Source organism: Paraburkholderia tropica (assembly GCF_014171495.1).
Lineage (GTDB): Bacteria > Pseudomonadota > Gammaproteobacteria > Burkholderiales > Burkholderiaceae > Paraburkholderia > Paraburkholderia tropica.
In genome coordinates this window covers 1,431,145-1,447,527 of record NZ_CP049135.1, presented here as the reverse complement: position 1 = coordinate 1,447,527, position 16,383 = coordinate 1,431,145, and the positions used below count along the sequence as shown (strand labels likewise).

General features: G+C 65.7%; 16 protein-coding genes. 14 read left to right on the top strand and 2 right to left on the bottom strand.

The window, feature by feature from the left end; genetic code table 11:
* Positions 1-605 precede the first annotated feature (605 nt).
* The 5 genes from G5S35_RS21300 to G5S35_RS21280 all read left to right on the top strand — a co-directional run bounded on the left by G5S35_RS21300 (position 606) and on the right by G5S35_RS21280 (position 7,582).
* Positions 606-2,255, top strand: a complete 1,650-nt coding sequence (locus G5S35_RS21300) for a methyl-accepting chemotaxis protein (protein ID WP_183038965.1) — start codon at positions 606-608, stop codon at positions 2,253-2,255.
* Positions 2,256-2,830: 575 nt separating this feature from the next.
* Positions 2,831-3,076: a hypothetical protein gene (locus tag G5S35_RS21295; RefSeq protein ID WP_065064376.1), complete on the top strand. Its 246-nt coding sequence runs from the start codon at positions 2,831-2,833 to the stop codon at positions 3,074-3,076.
* Between the two features lie 344 nt (positions 3,077-3,420).
* Entirely contained in the window at positions 3,421-4,410 is a 990-nt protein-coding gene (locus G5S35_RS21290) for a DedA family protein/thiosulfate sulfurtransferase GlpE (protein ID WP_065064378.1), read from the top strand.
* 120 nt (positions 4,411-4,530) lie between these two features.
* Positions 4,531-6,318, top strand: coding sequence for an FAD-dependent oxidoreductase (locus tag G5S35_RS21285; RefSeq protein ID WP_082992222.1), 1,788 nt, complete (start codon positions 4,531-4,533; stop codon positions 6,316-6,318).
* Positions 6,311-7,582: a winged helix-turn-helix domain-containing protein gene (locus G5S35_RS21280; protein ID WP_183038964.1), complete on the top strand. Its 1,272-nt coding sequence runs from the start codon at positions 6,311-6,313 to the stop codon at positions 7,580-7,582. Before G5S35_RS21285 ends, G5S35_RS21280 begins: the two co-directional genes overlap by 8 nt.
* Before the next feature lie 49 nt (positions 7,583-7,631).
* On the opposite strand, the gene G5S35_RS21275 is transcribed toward G5S35_RS21280, so the two are convergent.
* Positions 7,632-7,907 (bottom strand): hypothetical protein, encoded by a 276-nt coding sequence (locus G5S35_RS21275; protein WP_065064380.1) that lies wholly within the window; start codon positions 7,905-7,907, stop codon positions 7,632-7,634.
* 622 nt (positions 7,908-8,529) lie between these two features.
* Between G5S35_RS21275 and G5S35_RS21270 the strand changes: the two genes are divergently transcribed.
* Positions 8,530-9,336, top strand: a complete 807-nt coding sequence (locus G5S35_RS21270; protein WP_183038963.1) for a class I SAM-dependent methyltransferase — start codon at positions 8,530-8,532, stop codon at positions 9,334-9,336.
* Positions 9,337-9,419: 83 nt separating this feature from the next.
* Positions 9,420-9,731, top strand: coding sequence for a thioredoxin family protein (locus G5S35_RS21265; protein ID WP_221415612.1), 312 nt, complete (start codon positions 9,420-9,422; stop codon positions 9,729-9,731).
* A gap of 34 nt (positions 9,732-9,765) precedes the next feature.
* On the opposite strand, the gene hpaR is transcribed toward G5S35_RS21265, so the two are convergent.
* On the bottom strand, positions 9,766-10,161 hold the full coding sequence (hpaR, locus tag G5S35_RS21260; protein ID WP_074981377.1) for a homoprotocatechuate degradation operon regulator HpaR: 396 nt from the start codon (positions 10,159-10,161) through the stop codon (positions 9,766-9,768).
* 214 nt (positions 10,162-10,375) lie between these two features.
* On the opposite strand from hpaR, the gene G5S35_RS21255 reads away from it, so the two are divergent.
* Genes G5S35_RS21255 through hpaI form a run of 7 tightly spaced genes read left to right on the top strand, consistent with a single transcriptional unit; the run spans position 10,376 to position 16,375 of the window.
* Positions 10,376-11,152: a fumarylacetoacetate hydrolase family protein gene (locus tag G5S35_RS21255; RefSeq protein ID WP_183038962.1), complete on the top strand. Its 777-nt coding sequence runs from the start codon at positions 10,376-10,378 to the stop codon at positions 11,150-11,152.
* Entirely contained in the window at positions 11,149-11,931 is a 783-nt protein-coding gene (locus tag G5S35_RS21250; RefSeq protein WP_183038961.1) for a fumarylacetoacetate hydrolase family protein, read from the top strand. The genes G5S35_RS21255 and G5S35_RS21250 overlap by 4 nt, the downstream gene beginning before the upstream one ends.
* Positions 11,932-11,938: 7 nt before the next feature.
* Positions 11,939-13,396: a 5-carboxymethyl-2-hydroxymuconate semialdehyde dehydrogenase gene (gene hpaE / locus G5S35_RS21245; RefSeq protein ID WP_183038960.1), complete on the top strand. Its 1,458-nt coding sequence runs from the start codon at positions 11,939-11,941 to the stop codon at positions 13,394-13,396.
* Positions 13,397-13,434: 38 nt separating this feature from the next.
* Positions 13,435-14,298 (top strand): 3,4-dihydroxyphenylacetate 2,3-dioxygenase, encoded by an 864-nt coding sequence (gene hpaD, locus G5S35_RS21240; RefSeq protein ID WP_065064390.1) that lies wholly within the window; start codon positions 13,435-13,437, stop codon positions 14,296-14,298.
* Between the two features lie 30 nt (positions 14,299-14,328).
* Complete coding sequence (locus tag G5S35_RS21235) at positions 14,329-14,730, top strand: 5-carboxymethyl-2-hydroxymuconate Delta-isomerase (protein WP_110325794.1); 402 nt, start codon at positions 14,329-14,331, stop codon at positions 14,728-14,730.
* A gap of 25 nt (positions 14,731-14,755) precedes the next feature.
* Entirely contained in the window at positions 14,756-15,559 is an 804-nt protein-coding gene (gene hpaH / locus G5S35_RS21230; RefSeq protein ID WP_124260651.1) for a 2-oxo-hept-4-ene-1,7-dioate hydratase, read from the top strand.
* 39 nt (positions 15,560-15,598) lie between these two features.
* The gene (gene hpaI, locus G5S35_RS21225) at positions 15,599-16,375 is read left to right on the top strand and encodes a 4-hydroxy-2-oxoheptanedioate aldolase (protein WP_074981093.1); all 777 of its coding nucleotides are present in this window, start codon (positions 15,599-15,601) and stop codon (positions 16,373-16,375) included.
* Positions 16,376-16,383 lie beyond the last annotated feature (8 nt).

Genomic DNA, 16,383 nt, shown 5'->3' with positions numbered 1-16,383 from the left:
TTTATTCTAGTGAGCGGGTTTTAATTCGACGCGCAACGTTCATCCAATTCTTTTGCATTCCTCTTTATTTTTTTAGAATTGAAAACCGCGATAAAGCGGCTTTTCTTTCGCGTCAAATTTGATTAGCGATACGAACTGTTTAATTTTTCCGCATTTCCATTTCGACTGACTTCGTTGCGCCCCCGCGAAGGATTGACCGCCCGCTCCCCGCCCAACCTTATCCACAGAAATTGTTCAAAGCCCTGTGCGTAACTTCGGGACATCGACGCTAACTGGCTGATGCGAATCGGATTCCACGCGGGACACTCGCGATTAGCACCGAATCTGTCAACACACTCTGCCGCCCCATGGATTTATCCACAGAAACCGTGAGCAACCCTGTGCATATCTCGCCGACACATTCGGCAGGTCATTGAACGCACAGCGAATTTCTGGCGCGCCTGCGCGTCCGACACGCGACCGTTTTCGCCGTGCGCCACGCCGACGTCGATGCGCCATGACTCGCACAGCCAATCCCCTCGCCAAAAGCCCTAAAGAAATGAAGGGAAATGCCGTTATTCCCGGCATGTTGTTGGGTCAGCGTAGACCCCCCTGGAAGGAATCCCATGCGCAACAATCAACCCGTCACGCAGCAGGAGTTCGACTATCCTGCTTCGCAGATGCTTGTCTCGGCCACCGACCTCAAAGGCCGCATCCAGTATTGCAATCCCGCTTTCGTTGCCGTTTCGGGTTTTACGAAAGATGAGCTGATCGGCAAGCCGCACAACATCATCCGCCATCCCGACATGCCGGCCGAGGCGTTCGCCGACCTGTGGGAGACCGTTAAAGCCGGCCGGCCCTGGACCGCGCTCGTCAAGAACCGCCGCAAGTCCGGCGACCACTACTGGGTGCGCGCGAACGTGACGCCCGTGTCCGAGCAAGGCACCGTGGTCGGCTATCTGAGCGTGCGCGTGAAGCCCACGCGCGACGAAGTGCGCGACGCCGAAGCGCTCTATGCGCAGATGCGCGAGGGCCGTCTGCGCGGCGTGCGTCTGCTGCACGGCGAGCTCGCGCGCACCGGCTTCATCGGCGCGGTGAAGTCGGTGATGCGTCTGCCGATCGCCACGCGCATCGCCATCGGTTACGCGCTCGTGCCCGCCGCGCTCGCCGCCGCGGGTTTCGCGGCGTATCAAGGTCTGCCGCCCACGCCGTTCTGGTGCGCATTCGGCCCGGCCGCCGTGTGCAGCGTCGCGGCCTGGCGTCTCTCGACGCGTCATCTCGGCGAGCCGCTCGCGCAGATGTCGGCGGCCTCAACGCGCATGGCCGCGGGCGACCTCACCGCCACGCTCGCGATCGCATCGAAGGACGATCTCGGCGACGTGCTGCAGGCGCTCAACCAGCTTCAGGCCAATCTCACGGCCATCGTCTGCGACGTGCGCTCGCAGATCGACGGCATGCTCGACGCCGCGCACGAAATCTCGACCGGCAATCTCGACCTCTCGCGCCGCACCGAATTGCAGGCCGCCTCGCTCGAAGAAACCGCCGCCACGATGGATCAGTTGACGACCACCGTGCAGGCCAACGCGGAAGCCAGCACGCGCGCGCTCGATCTCGCGCGCGAAGCGCAGGAAGCGGCCGCCGAAGGCGGTTCGATCGCGGGCCGCATGGAACGCACGATGTCGGGCATCACCGACGCCTCGAAGCGTATCGCCGACATCACCGGCGTGATCGACGGCATCGCGTTCCAGACCAACATCCTCGCGCTCAACGCGGCCGTCGAGGCGGCGCGCGCGGGCGAGGCGGGCCGCTCGTTCGCCGTCGTCGCGGGCGAGGTGCGCATGCTCGCCCAGCGTTGCGCGGCATCGGCGAAGGAAATCAAGCAGGTCGTCGATGCGAGCGTCCACGAGATCGCGCGCGGCACCGAGCTGGTCGGCCACACGACTTCGCAGATGCGCGCCATCGACGAAGCCGTGAGCCGCGTGCAATCGATCATCGTCGAAGTCGCGAACGCGAGCGGCGAGCAGGCCGAGGGCATCCGCCAGGTCAACCAGGCGGTCGCGCATCTGGACAGCGCGACGCAGCAGAACGCCGCGCTCGTCGAGCAGGCCGCCGCTACGGCGCAGCGCCTCGCCGAACAGGCCGACGTGCTCGACGAAGCCGTGCGCCTCTTCACGGTCGCGGGCAGCCAGTCGACCTTGACCACCGCGGCGGCGCGCAACAACGCGCAGCGGCCGGTCCACGCCCGCACGCTGGAGGACGAAGCCGTCGAGGTGTGAGCGCGGAGCGGGCGCCGCCTGTCGCCGATCTCGCGCAACGCGCGCGTACCGTAATTCGCATACGCGCTCGCGGATCGATCACGCAACAGGCAAACGCAGATTGTTCAGATAGATCGGCATTAGTCCCATCTCGACAGCGCATGCGCCACGCCTCACACTGAACTCGTCAGCGCTCACCCAGTGGGTGTCTGATCCGAGTAACAACGGCGTTTCAACGGCTCGCCCGGCCTCTACCGGGCGAGCCGTTTTTTCTTGCCCGCATGGCGGGGACGCTCGCGAGCCGGTAGAGCCGCATTGCGTCATAACCATGACAATGCCGTGCGCCGCAATACGTGCCGCATCCACCGTTGCAAGACGCGCAAAAATGCGTGAAAACCCGCGCAGTCGCGTTACACTCACCAGACGGCAGGGAGGCGAGCGCGCTTGTGTGCGCCCGCGCTCACTCGGTCGAGACGCCGTGCGACCGAGACCGTACAATGAACTGGCCACGTATCGCACGTCGCCCGCGTACCACGTAACTGGCTCGACCCCGCTTCGACCACAGTTCGACCACCCAACGCACGAGGACAACATCAATGCGCATGACCGGGTCTTCTGGAACCATGACCCTGCTCACCGAGCATGACGAAGCCACCGGACGCGAGCTGCGTTCGCTGCGCCTCGAATCGGCGGCCGACGGCAAGAGTCTTTTGCTGATCGAAGTCGACGAGCGCAAGGCAGGTATCCACCGCGAAGTGCGTTACGAGATCACGCCCGCGGAGCTGATTGCGGCCATCCGCGCGCAAGGCGCCGAGATACCCGGGGAATCGCATAACCGGTAAGCCGGAAAGTCGGTCTATCACGGGCGTTTCGCCCTCGCCCACCGGCGCGTTCGCGCGGCGTCGTGGGCACGACGCGCGTCGGGTTTCCGTCGCGCGTTTTCGTTTGGCGGGCCGACGTTTGATCGACAGTTAAGTCGATGTTTAAGCCGATGTTTGATGCATCGTCTCGCGCGTACAACGCAGCATTCGGCGCGCCGCCGGTTAAACGCACCCGAACCGCATTCGGCGTATGCTTTGGCGCTCGCTTGCACGCCTTCGAAATGCGTCCATAATCGTTACGTTACCCTTCCCATTGCGCCGCTCCGGCCCCACCGGCGCGGCATTCAGGCGACGGAAGTAAGCCGATGCTACATGACCTGATCGCGCAGTACGGGCCTGCGCTCGTGTTTCTGAACGTGCTCGCCGGCTCGCTCGGCTTGCCCGTGCCCGCCATGCCCGCGCTCGTCCTGTTCGGCGCGATGGCCGCCATGCATCCCGGCTCGGTCGGCCAGCAGGTCGCGCCGGTGCTCGGCCTGTCGATCGTCGCCATGCTGATCGGCGACAGCGTCTGGTTCCTCGCCGGCCGTCTCTACGGCGGCAACACGCTCAAGACGCTCTGCAAGCTCTCGCTCTCGCGCGACACCTGCGTAAAAAAGACCGAACGCTTCTTTGGCCGCTGGGGCGTGCGCGTGCTCGCCATCGCCAAGTTCGTGCCGGGACTGTCGCTCGTCTCGGTGCCGCTGGCCGGCGCGATGGGCACGCCGTATCGACAGTTTCTGGGTTTCGACGGCATTGGCGCCGCGCTCTGGTCGGGCACCGGTCTGCTGATCGGCGTGCTGTTCGCACCGCAGATCGACATGATGCTCGCCGGCGCGAGCCGCCTCGGCCGTTTCGCGGCGGTCGTCGTGCTGGTCCTGCTGCTGCTCTACGCGATGTACCGCTGGACGCGCCGCCGCCAGCTCATCAAGAAGCTCGCGAACGCGCGCATCACCGTGGACGACCTCTATCGCGCGATGGCGAACAAGCCGCCGCCCGTGGTGTTCGACATTCGCTCGGAGGAAAAGCGCAAGCTCGATCCGTTCATCATTCCGGGCGCGCTGTTCGCCGACGAGCGTCAGCTCGAAGAGATTCTGAGCCGGTATCCGCGCGAGCAGAAGCTCGTGATCTACTGCTCATGCCCCAATGAAATTTCCGCGGCCTGGATGGCGAAGAAGCTCGTCGAGGCCGGTTTCGTCGACGTAGTGCCGCTGCTCGGCGGCCTCGACGCCTGGCGCGACGCAGGCCGCACGCTCGAATCGCTGCCCATGGCGCCGCATCCCGAGGTTCCGGTCAGCATCACGCCGAAAGCGATCTGATTCACGCGATTCACGCGATTCCTGCGTTCTTTCCCGCGCGCATCCGGTTCGCTTTCTGTCTGCATCGTGTCCGTTTCGCGCGCGGCGCCGCCGCATCGCGCGCACGAGGAGAAACGCCTGATGGGCTCACTTGCCACCGAGCCGCCTCGCTACGAGGCTGCGCCGTCCACGCCTGAATCCGCCTCGCATTCCACGCTGTCCGACACCCAGCCGCAACCCGCCGAGGCGCCGTTCTCGACGCTCGCCACGCGGCGGCACCAGATGTTCCCCGAGCTGACCGAAGACGAAATCGCGCGCCTCTCGCGTTTCGGCGAGCAACGGCATTGGGAAGCGGGCGAGCTGCTGTTCCACACCGGCGACACCGGCCCCGGCATGTTCGTGCTGCTCTCGGGTTCGGTGAAGGTGTTCCAGCGCGACGGCCTGGGCCGCGAACGGCTGATCGTCGAGCACGGACGCGGCCATTTTCTCGCCGAAGTCGGGCAGCTTTCGGGCGGCCCGGCGCTGGTCGACGGCATCGCGCTCGAACCCGTCGATGCGGTCCTGATTCCGCCCGAACGCCTGCGCGCGGCCATCGTCGCCGAAGCCGAACTGGGCGAGCGCATCGTACGCGCGCTGATCCTGCGCCGCGTTTCGCTGATCGAAAAGGGCGCGGGCGGCCCGATCCTCGTCGGCAAGCACGACGACCCCGCGATGCTCTCGCTGCAAGGCTTCCTCTCGCGCAACGGCCATCCGTATTCGGTGCTCGACGAGCGCGACGAAAGCAGCATGATCTGCGTGATCGAGCGTTTCGCGGCGCGCTGCGAAGACCTGCCGCTCGTGATCTGCCCCGACGGCTCGGTGCTGCGCCATCCGTCCGCGCCCGAACTCGCGACCTGCCTCGGCCTGCTGCCCGAACTGAACGGCGAACGCGTCTACGACGTGGCCGTGGTCGGCGCGGGTCCGGCGGGACTGGCGACGGCGGTGTACGCCGCGTCCGAAGGGCTTTCGGTGATCGTGCTCGATTCGCGCGCGCCGGGCGGCCAGGCGGGCGCGAGTTCGCGCATCGAAAACTATCTGGGCTTTCCGACCGGCATTTCGGGTCAGGCGCTCGCGGGCCGCGCGTTCGTGCAGGCGCAGAAGTTCGGCGCGCACGTGGCAATTCCGGTCAACGTGAAAAAACTCCATTGCGACGAGCAACCGCGCCGCCTCGAAACCTGCAGCGGCGACGTGCGCGCGCGCAGCGTGGTGATCGCGAGCGGCGCGATCTACCGCCGCCCGACCATCGCCGGGCTCGACCGCTACACGGGACGCGGCGTTTACTACTGGGCCTCGCCGGTCGAAGCGAAGCTCTGCAAGCACGAAAACGTCGTGCTGGTCGGCGGCGGCAATTCGGCGGGCCAGGCGATCGTCTATCTCTCCACGCACGCGCGCCAGATCGACGTGCTGATCCGCAAGGCCGGTTTCGAATCGACGATGTCGCGCTATCTGATCGACCGCATCGCCTCGCTGCCGAACGTGAACGTGCATCCGCTCAGCGAGATCGGTGCGCTCGACGAGGACGAAGCCGGGCTCGCCGCGATCCGCCTGAAGTCGCCGTGTCCTGCGGGCGTCGACCACTTCGACGCGCGCCATCTGTTCCTCTTCACGGGCGCCGATCCGAACACGAACTGGCTGCAGGATTGCGGCGTGGCGCTCGATGCCAACGGCTTCGTGCTGACCGGCGCGGGCGACGAATCGTGCAGCCTCGCGACCTCGGTCGAAGGCGTCTACGCGATCGGCGACGCGCGCGCGGGCTCGACCAAGCGCGTCGCGGCCGCCGTGGGCGAAGGCGCGGCCGTGGTCGCGCAGATCCACCAGATGCTGGGCGCCGCGCCCGCGCCGAACGCGAGCGTCACGCCCGTGGCGGCGATGGCGGGCCTGCATGCGTGACGAAGACGGCTGCGATACTGCAAACGCGCCCGATGCGCCCGTCGCGAGCGGCGGCCTGACGCTGCCGCTCGCCGCCGTGCGCACGTTGCATCTCGCGGCGCAGGGTCTGCTCGCGCCGCCGCGCCGCAAAGCCACCAAAGACGACGTGCTCGACGCGATCCGCCGCATGGCGCAATTGCAGATCGACACGATCCACGTGGTCGCGCGCAGTCCGTATTTCGTGCTGTTCAGCCGCGTGGGCGCGTACGATCCGCGCTGGCTCGACGCGCATCTCGCCGAAGGGCGGCTGTTCGAATACTGGGCGCACGAGGCCTGTTTCGTGCCGATCGAAGACTACGGGCTGCTGCGTCATCGCATGCTCGACCCGTCGGATATGGGCTGGAAATACGCGGGCGAATGGCACGCGAAGCATCGGCGCGAGATCGACGCGCTGCTCGAACGCATCCGCGCGAGCGGCCCGGTGCGGTCCGCCGATTTCGCGCGCGCGGCGGGCGAAAAAAGCGACGGCTGGTGGGACTGGAAACCGGAGAAGCGCCACCTCGAAGTGCTGTTCGCCATCGGCGCGCTGATGGTGGCCGAGCGGCGCAATTTCCAGCGCGTCTACGACCTGACCGAGCGCGTGCTGCCGCATTGGCGCGACGCGCGCGACCTGCCCTCGCGCGCCGACGCCGAACGCGCGCTGCTGCTGCGCACCTGCAAGGCGCTGGGCGCGATCCGCGCCGACTGGGCCGCCGACTATTACCGCCTGCCACGTCGCCCGTACACCGAAGCGCTGCACGCGCTCGCCGACGCGGGCGAACTCGTGCCCGTGCGCGTGGAAGGCTGGAAGCACGACGCGTTCGTGCACCGCGATTACGCGACGTTCGCCGGCGACGCCGCAAATGGCGCGCTCGCCTCGACGGTCACCACGCTGCTCTCGCCCTTCGATCCCGTGGTGTGGGACCGCAAGCGCGCGGTAGCGCTGTTCGACTTCGATTACGCGATCGAATGCTACGTGCCCGCGCACAAGCGCAAGTACGGTTATTTCGTACTACCGATATTAAATCGCGGCAAGCTTGTCGGACGCGTCGATGCGAAGGCGCATCGCACGCAAGGCATATTCGAGGTGAAGTCGCTGCATCTGGAACCGGGCGTGCGCACGAGCGGCCGTCTCGTGACCGACTTGCGCCGTGCGCTACAGCGTTGCGCCGACTGGCACGGCACGCCGGAGTTGAAGATCGGCGACGCGCCAGGCGAACTGGCCGCGGCGCTGCTCGCCGAGTGATGCTTGACGCAAGCGACGCAAGCGCGAAATTGCGCGAGTGCCGCCTGCGTCAGCGCTCGATTTTCACGCGCAATTCGCGCGCCGCTTCGAGCAGGCCGACATAGCCCGAGCGGGCATGTTCGGGCAGATCCGGGTCGCCCACCAGCGCGCCCAGCGTTTCGATCAGGCTGTACACGAGGCCCTTGGCCGCGCCTGCCGCGATATTGCCGCTCCGCACGCCTTCGTCGACGTGCGAGAACGCCGCGTTCAGATGTTCCAGATCGGGTTGCGGCGTGGCCCCGGAGGGCGTTTGAGCGTCATGCTTTTGCGTGTCGTCGCTCGTCATGATGAACAGGTTCCTCTTGCTGAAACGAAATCGAAAGAATGGCTTAATGCAGTTATATACCCATCGCGTGCAGCCGTCCAATGGGCACCCCGTGACCGCCCGGGCGTCGCGCAGGCGGCTCCCGAATCTTCTCACCTTTGGGCGACGCACGGCGCGCAAGTCGGCAGGATGATTTGACGCCGTCGTGGCGCGTGGGCGCGAATAGCCCTTAAAAGCAGGCGTCGATAGATCGATCCGGTGTGCGCAGCCACGGTGCAGGATGCGCGTCTTGCCCGCTCGCCGCGCGGTATCGGCGTGCTCCCGCAAACGCTCACCTTAACGCCTGCGATCGCCCGAAACGCCGTGAAGTCTGTCGCACGAAACGTGCCGCGTCCGTTTTCCGCCTGGCGTTGGAAACGCGTTTTATCCCTTGTTTTAAGGCATAAAGCTTCTCCTCGACGACAACCGGCGTTGCGCGCCGCCAATCGAACGGTGCGCGTTTTCTGCGCTCCATGCTCACTCCCGGAAAGGCTCACCTTTCGCTGATTCACCTGGCTTGAACCCTGCCTGGACCCTGCTTGACGCCGCCGCCGCGCATCCGCAGACTGGGCGGACTCTTCCCACCGCCCTGCCCGTCCGCGCCATGAACCAGATCACGCCCTTCGTGCCCGACCGCTTCCGCAACGCCGCGCCGCATTATCTGATCGGCCGCCCCGCGTACTCGCCCGCGCTGATTCGCCGCGTCGCGCAACGCGCCGGCCTCGACGGCTCGCAGCGCCTGCTCGATCTTGGCTGCGGCCCCCCCGGCCAGCTTTCGCTCGCCTTCGCAAGCTGGGTGGCGAGCGCCGTGGCCATCGATCCGGAACCGGCCATGCTCGAAGTCGCCGCGCAACTCGGCGCGGGCATCGCGCCCAATATCGACTATCGCCAGGGCAGTTCGTACGACCTCTCGCCGGACCTCGGCCGCTTTCATCTCGCGGTGATCGGCCGCGCGTTTCACTGGATGGATCGCGTCGATACGCTCGCGCGGCTCGACGCCTTGCTGGACACGCGCGGCGCGGTCGCGCTGTTCAACACCACGCATCTCGACGATCCGCAGCGCCCCTGGGCCGCGCAATACCGCGACCTGCTCGACCGCTACGCGAACGCCGACGCCGCGCGCGAAATGCGCCGTTCCGCCGATTACGAAAGCCATACCGACGTGCTCGCGCGCTCGGCGTTCAACGCCATCGAGCGGATCTCGGTCATCGAATATCGGCGCGTCAGCGCGGAGCAATTGAAGGCGCGGCCCTTGTCGATGTCGAGTCTCTCGCGCGAACGGCTCGGCGACCAACTCGACGTGCTGCTCGCGGACATCGACACGCTCGTCGCCACGCAAGGCAGCGACGGCTGGCTGACCGAGCGCATCGAATCGAGCGCCACGTTCGCCACGCGCGCCGAACTGAGCTGACGCCGCGCGGCCGATGCACGCCAGCGCGCGCGGCCCGGTTGCGGTATCGTATGACGATGCACGGACACGCCCCTGGAGACGCGATGAGCTATGCCACGAAAGCCCCCGCACGCAACGAGATCGACGCGCTGAGCGGCCCCGCCGTACTCGAATTCGGCACCGACTGGTGCGGCTATTGCCAGGGCGCGCAGCCCTTGATCGGCGACGCGTTCGCGAAGCACCCCGCCGTGCAGCGCATCCAGGTCGAAGACGGCCCGGGCCGCGCGCTCGGCCGCTCGTTTCGCGTGAAGCTCTGGCCCACGCTCATCTTCCTGCGCAACGGCGCGGAAGTCGCGCGCGTCGTGCGTCCGACCGACGCCGCCGAACTCGACGACGCTTTCGAAACGCTCGTCTGAACCCCGGCCGTTCAGATCCTCCCCCGCGCCGGGTTCATTCGAGCCCGGCCAGCAGATCGTCGATGGCGCGATAGACGCGCTCGACCACTTCCGGCCCCACCTCCGCTTCAAGCGCCGCGTAGCGCGCCTCCAGTTCCTTCGAAATCGCCTTCACGAGCTGTTGGCTCTTTTTCGTGAGCGTAACGAGCACGCGCCGCTGATCGTCGGCGAAACGTTCCTTCGTCACGAGGCCGAGCGCCTCCATGCGCGCGAGCACGCCCGCCATGCTCGGGCTCGAAATCGTGCAGATATCGGAAATCTGCCGCGGCTCCAGCGGCCCGCTTTCGTTGAGCGCGCGAATCACGCGCCACTGCTGCTCGGTGAGTCCGTGCGCGGTGATCAGCGGACGAAAGCGCTCCATCATCTTTTCGCGCGCACGCAGCAGCAGCATGGGCAGATTGCGATGCGCGACGCGCGTGGACAGGCGTGAGGAATCGGACATGGTGGCTTCGTTGAAGGCGCGGAATCGAAAAGTCGGAAAGTCGGTTGCAGCAACCAACGAGGCCTGGGGGAAACCCGCAAAATCCTCGTCGACGGTTGACGCTCGATGCTCGCCAGCGCAAACTCACTCACATATTAGCATTTTCGGGAAAGCACGACACGCCATGTTTGCCGTTGCCGATCATCTGCTGCATCTCGAAGGCGAAGCGCTGCCGCGCGACGTGAGCGCCGAAGCCGTTCACGCGCTGCTCGCCGATGGCGTTCGTGGCGTCCGTGGCGTCCGTTGTCGCGCGCCGGTCTCGGGCGCGGTCTACGGTACGCTGCTCAACGACCGTCACGCGCTGGACGCGCTCGGCGACGCCGTGCATGCGCCACCGTACAAAGCGCCGCCGCGCGCGCCCATTCTTTACCTCAAACCGCGCAACACGCTCGCGGGCCACGGCGCACGCGTGAGCGTGCCGGACGCGAACGGCGTGCAGGTGGGCGCATCGCTGGGCATCGTGATGGGCCGCACGGCTGCGCGCATTCAGGCGCGCGAAGCGTTCGATTACATCGCGGGCTATACGCTGGTCGCCGATCTGAGCGTGCCGCACGCGAGCGTCTATCGTCCTTCCGTGCGCTTTCGCGCGCGCGATAACTTCTGCGTGATCGGCCCGGCGGTTCTCGCTCGTCGATATGTTAGCGATCCTGATGATTTGGCGATTCACGTCGAGCTTTCCGGCGAACCGCGCTTCAGCGCCTCGACTTCCACGAACGTGCGCGGCGTCGCGCAACTGCTCGCCGACGTCACCGATTTCATGACGCTCGCGCCCGGCGACGTCATCACGCTCGGCGTACCGCACGGTGCGCCCATCGCGCACGCGGGCCAGCGCGCCGCGCTCACCATCGGCGGCTTTCCCGCGCTGAACATCGACTTCGTCGCTGAAGGAGACGCAGCATGATGCGCGCCCGCGTCGCCTACGCAGGCGCGATTCACGAAGCCACGCCCATCGTCACCGAGCACGGCCCGCGCTTGCGTCTCGCCGACGGCCGCGTGCGCGACGAGCGCGACGTGGTCTGGCTCGCGCCGTTCGAAGCGGGCACGATCTTCGCGCTCGGCCTCAATTACGCCGAGCACGCGAAAGAACTGCAATTCACGCAGCAGGAAGAGCCGCTCGTCTTTCTCAAGGGACCGGGCAGCGTGATCGGTCATCGCGGCGTCACGCGTCGCCCCGACGACGTCACGTTCATGCACTACGAGTGCGAGCTTGCAGTCGTGATCGGCCGCACGGCGCAACACGTCAAGCGCGAAAGTGCCATGCAGTATGTCGCCGGCTACACGATCGCGAACGACTACGCAATCCGCGACTATCTGGAGAACTACTATCGACCGAATCTGCGCGTGAAGAATCGCGACGGCGGCACCGTGCTCGGCCCGTGGTTCGTCGATGCCGCCGATATCGCCGACGTCAACGCGCTCGAATTGCGCACCTACGTGAACGGCGAACTGAAACAGCGCGGCAACACGCGCGATTTCGTCACGGGCATTGCGGAACTGATCGAATATCTGAGCAGCTTCATGACGCTCGCGCCCGGCGACGTCATTCTCACCGGCACGCCCGAAGGCGTCTTCAACGTGAATACGGGCGATGAAGTCATCTGCGAAATCGACGGTCTCGGCCGCCTGATCAACACAATCGCGTCCGATGCCGAATTCGGCCGCGCCTCCACCACGGAATAAGCACGCCATGCGCATCGACCATCTGATCGACGGCCGCGCCCACCCGGGCCGCGACTACTTCGAGACCGTGAATCCCGCGAATCAGGACGTGCTCGCCGAAGTCGCGCGCGGCGGCGCAGAGGAAGTCGATCTCGCCGTGCGCGCCGCGAAAAACGCCTTTCCCGCGTGGGCCGCGCAGCCCGCGAGCGAACGCGCGAAACGCGTGCGCAAGCTCGGCGAACTGATCGCGAAGAACGTGCCGGAAATCGCGCAGACCGAAACGAAAGACACCGGCCAGACGATTTCGCAAACCGGCAAGCAACTCGTGCCGCGCGCCGCCGACAACTTCACGTATTTCGCGGAGATGTGCACGGCCGTCGACGGTCACACTTATCCGACGAACACGCACCTGAACTACACGCTGTTTCATCCGGTCGGCGTGTGCGCGCTGATTTCCCCCTGGAACGTGCCGTTCATGACGGCCACCTGGAAAGTCGCGCCGTGCCTCGCGTTCGGCAACACGGCGGTGCTCAAGATGAGCGAACTGTCGCCGCTCACGGCGTCGATGCTCGGCCAGCTTGCGCTGGAAGCGGGCATTCCCGCAGGCGTTCTGAATGTCGTGCACGGCTATGGCCAGGAAACCGGCGAACCGCTCGTCGCGCATGCCGACGTGCGCGCTGTCTCGTTCACGGGATCGACGGCCACCGGCAATCGCATCGTGAAGAGCGCGGGCCTCAAGAAGTTCTCGATGGAACTGGGCGGCAAGTCGCCGTTCGTAATTTTCGACGACGCCGACTTCGAGCGCGCGCTCGACGCCGCCGTGTTCATGATCTTCTCGAACAACGGCGAACGCTGCACGGCGGGCTCGCGCATTCTGGTGCAGCGCTCGATTTACGCCCAATTTGCCGAGCGCTTTATCGAGCGCGCGAAACGCATCACGGTCGGCGATCCGCTCGACGAAAACACGCTGGTCGGTCCGATGATCAGCCCCGGCCATCTCGCGAAAGTGCGCAGCTATATCGAACTCGGACCGAAGGAAGGCGCGACGCTCGCCTGCGGCGGCCTCGACGCGCCCGATCTGCCGGAGACCCTGAAACAAGGCAATTTCGTGCGTCCGACCGTGTTCGTCGATGTCGATAACCGCATGCGGATCGCGCAGGAAGAAATCTTCGGGCCGGTCGCGTGCCTGATTCCCTTCGACGACGAAGCGGACGCCATCCGTCTTTCCAACGACATCGCCTATGGTCTGTCGAGCTATGTGTGGACGGAAAACACGGGCCGCGCCTTGCGCGTGGCCGCCGCGATCGAAGCCGGCATGTGCTTCGTGAACAGCCAGAACGTGCGCGATCTGCGCCAGCCGTTCGGCGGCACGAAGGCCTCGGGCGTGGGCCGCGAAGGCGGCACGTGGAGCTACGACGTGTTCCTCGAGCCGAAGAACGTGTGCGTGTCGATGGGCGCGCATCACATTCCGCGTTGGGGCGTTTGAATCGGGGTGTTTGAGCGAGTCACAACAAGGAGACCGCGATGGGCAAACTCGCGTTGGCCGCAAAGATTACCCACGTGCCGTCGATGTATCTTTCCGAACTCGATGGCCCACACAAGGGCTGCCGCCAGGCCGCCATCGACGGACACAAGGAAATTGGCCGCCGTTGCCGCGAACTCGGTGTCGATACGATCGTGGTGTTCGACGTGCACTGGCTGGTGAACAGCGAATATCACATCAATTGTGCGCCGCATTTCGAGGGCAATTACACCAGCAACGAGCTACCGCATTTCATCAAGAATCTGCAGTACGCGTATGCGGGCAATGCCGCGCTCGGCCATCTGATCGCCGACGTGGCCAACGAAATGGGCGTGAAAACGCGCGCGCATAGCGACACCACGCTCGGACTCGAATACGGCACGCTCGTGCCGATGCGCTATATGAACGCCGATCAGCACTTTAAAACGGTGTCGATCGCGGGCTGGTGCAACTGGCATGATCTCGCCAGCAGCGCGCGTTTCGGCCTCGCGGTGCGCAAAGCGATCGAGGAACGCTACGACGGCACGGTCGCGATACTCGCGAGCGGTTCGCTGAGCCATCACTTCGCGAACAACGGCAGCGCCGAGCCATTCATGCACAAGGTCTGGGACCCGTTTCTCGAACAGACCGACCGTCATGTGGTGTCGCTCTGGGAACGCGGCGACTGGAAAACGTTCTGCGGCATGCTGCCGATGTACAACGAAACGTGCTGGGGCGAAGGCGGCATGCACGACACGGCCATGCTGCTCGGCGCGCTGGGCTGGGACCGCTACGAAGGCCGCGCGGAAATCGTCACGCCGTATTTCGGCAGCTCGGGCACCGGCCAGATTAACGCCGTGTTGCCAGTCACGCCGTTGCCCGCCTGATGCTGCGTTCGATCTCCGGAGACACGCACCGTGCCCCATCTCACGCTTGAATACAGCGCCAATCTCGCCGATGCCGCGAGCATCGGCACCCTCTGCGCCACGCTCGCGCAGGTGCTCGACGCGCAGCGCGACGCCCACGGCGCGCGCGTTTATCCGCGCGGCGGCATTCGCACGCGCGCACTGCGTTGCGAACAGTATTTCATCGCCGATGGCGATCCGCATCACGCCTTTCTGCACGGCTGCCTGAAGATCGCCGCCGGGCGCAGCGCCGACGTGCGCCGCGCAACCGGCGACGCGCTGTTCGCCGCGATCAAGCAGCATTTCGCCGAGGCCTTCGAGGCGCACGGGCTCGCGCTTTCGCTGGAGATCGTCGAGTTCAGCGAGGAAGGCGCGTGGAAGCACAACAATCTGCACGCGCGGCTCAAGACGTGAGCGCGCGCTCGCACAGGACATCATCATGCTCGATCCGCAACGCATTCGCGAACTGGCCGCGCAACTCGACGAAGCCGAACGCACGCGCACGCCGCTACGCCACTTTTCACGCGTGCATCCCGAGATGACGATCGACGACGGTTATGCGATCCAGCGCGAGTGGGTCAAGCTCAAACTCGCGGCGGGACACGTCATCAAAGGTCGCAAGATCGGCCTCACATCGCGCGCGATGCAGCGTGCCTCGCAGATCGACGAACCCGATTACGCGCCGCTGCTCGACAGCATGTTCATCGCGCAAGGCGCCGATATTCGCGCAGATCGCTTTATCGCGCCACGCGTGGAGGTGGAACTCGCGTTCGTGCTGAGCCGTCCGCTGCAAGGCCCGGACGTCACGCTGTTCGACGTGCTCGACGCCACGGCTTACGTCACGCCCGCCATCGAAATCATCGACGCGCGCATCGAGCAGTTCGACCGCGAAACCAAGGCGCCGCGCAAGGTCTTCGACACCATTTCCGATTTCGCCGCGAACGCGGGCGTGGTGCTCGGCGGCCGCCCCGTGAAGCCGCTCGACGTGGATCTGCGCTGGGTCGGCGCGCTGCTCTACAAGAACGGCGCGGTCGAGGAAAGCGGACTCGCCGCCGCCGTGCTCAATCATCCGGCAACGGGTGTGGCGTGGCTCGCGAACCGGATTGCGCGCCACGACGAGCGGCTCGAAGCGGGCGATGTGATTCTCAGCGGCTCGTTTACCGCGCCGATTGCGGCACGCGCGGGCGATACGTTTCATGCCGATTATGGTCCGCTGGGCGGCATCGGTTTTCATTTCGTCTGAATGCACCGCCTCACAATCATCAGGATATCGAACTGATTTATGCCCGTTATCGTCAATCCGTTCAAACAGGCGCTGACTGAGAACCGCCCGCAAATCGGCCTGTGGGCCGCGCTCGCCGATGCCTACGTGACCGAACTGCTCGCGACCACCGGCTTCGACTGGCTGTTGATCGACGGCGAGCACGCGCCCAACGATCTGCGCAGCACGCTTGCGCAATTGCAGGCCGTCGCGCCTTACGCCACGCATCCGATCGTGCGTCCGGTTCGCAACGACAACGCGCTCATCAAGCAGTTACTCGATATCGGCGCGCAAACGCTGCTCGTACCGATGATCGAGAACGCCGACGAAGCACGCGCCGCCGTCGCCGCCACGCGCTATCCGCCGCATGGTGTGCGCGGCGTCGGCAGCGCGCTCGCGCGCGCCTCGCGCTGGAACGGCGCGGCCGATTATCTGCGTGGCGCGGCCGAGCAATTGTGCGTGCTCGTGCAGGTGGAAACGGCCCACGCGCTTGCGCAACTCGACGACATCGCCGCCGTCGAAGGCGTGGACGGCGTGTTCTTCGGTCCGGCGGATTTGAGCGCGTCGATGGGCTTGCTCGGCCAACCGGGCGCGCCGGCGGTGCGCGCGGCGATCGTGGAAGGCCTGCGCGCCGTGCGGGCGCGTGGCAAGGCGGCGGGCGTGCTGGCCGCCGATCACGCCATCGCGCGCGAGTATCTGGAAGCGGGCGCGACCTTCGTCGCGGTCGGCAGCGACGTGAGCCTGCTCGCCCGCAGCGCAAGCGAACTGGCTAGCCGGTTCCGCCAGCCGCAAAGCTGAACGTTAGC

Excerpts from the sequence above, each read along its gene's own strand:
- G5S35_RS21280 (WP_183038964.1), top strand. The coding sequence starts at position 6,311 with ATGCGTGACGAAGACGGCTGCGATACTGCAAACGCGCCCGATGCGCCC.
- G5S35_RS21265 (WP_221415612.1), top strand. The coding sequence starts at position 9,420 with ATGAGCTATGCCACGAAAGCCCCCGCACGCAACGAGATCGACGCGCTG.
- hpaH (WP_124260651.1), top strand. The coding sequence starts at position 14,756 with ATGCTCGATCCGCAACGCATTCGCGAACTGGCCGCGCAACTCGACGAA.
- G5S35_RS21290 (WP_065064378.1), top strand. The coding sequence starts at position 3,421 with ATGCTACATGACCTGATCGCGCAGTACGGGCCTGCGCTCGTGTTTCTG.
- G5S35_RS21275 (WP_065064380.1), bottom strand. The coding sequence starts at position 7,907 with ATGACGAGCGACGACACGCAAAAGCATGACGCTCAAACGCCCTCCGGG.
- G5S35_RS21270 (WP_183038963.1), top strand. The coding sequence starts at position 8,530 with ATGAACCAGATCACGCCCTTCGTGCCCGACCGCTTCCGCAACGCCGCG.
- G5S35_RS21255 (WP_183038962.1), top strand. The coding sequence starts at position 10,376 with ATGTTTGCCGTTGCCGATCATCTGCTGCATCTCGAAGGCGAAGCGCTG.
- G5S35_RS21285 (WP_082992222.1), top strand. The coding sequence starts at position 4,531 with ATGGGCTCACTTGCCACCGAGCCGCCTCGCTACGAGGCTGCGCCGTCC.
- hpaE (WP_183038960.1), top strand. The coding sequence starts at position 11,939 with ATGCGCATCGACCATCTGATCGACGGCCGCGCCCACCCGGGCCGCGAC.
- hpaI (WP_074981093.1), top strand. The coding sequence starts at position 15,599 with ATGCCCGTTATCGTCAATCCGTTCAAACAGGCGCTGACTGAGAACCGC.
- hpaR (WP_074981377.1), bottom strand. The coding sequence starts at position 10,161 with ATGCTGCTGCTGCGTGCGCGCGAAAAGATGATGGAGCGCTTTCGTCCG.
- G5S35_RS21250 (WP_183038961.1), top strand. The coding sequence starts at position 11,149 with ATGATGCGCGCCCGCGTCGCCTACGCAGGCGCGATTCACGAAGCCACG.
- G5S35_RS21295 (WP_065064376.1), top strand. The coding sequence starts at position 2,831 with ATGCGCATGACCGGGTCTTCTGGAACCATGACCCTGCTCACCGAGCAT.
- G5S35_RS21300 (WP_183038965.1), top strand. The coding sequence starts at position 606 with ATGCGCAACAATCAACCCGTCACGCAGCAGGAGTTCGACTATCCTGCT.
- hpaD (WP_065064390.1), top strand. The coding sequence starts at position 13,435 with ATGGGCAAACTCGCGTTGGCCGCAAAGATTACCCACGTGCCGTCGATG.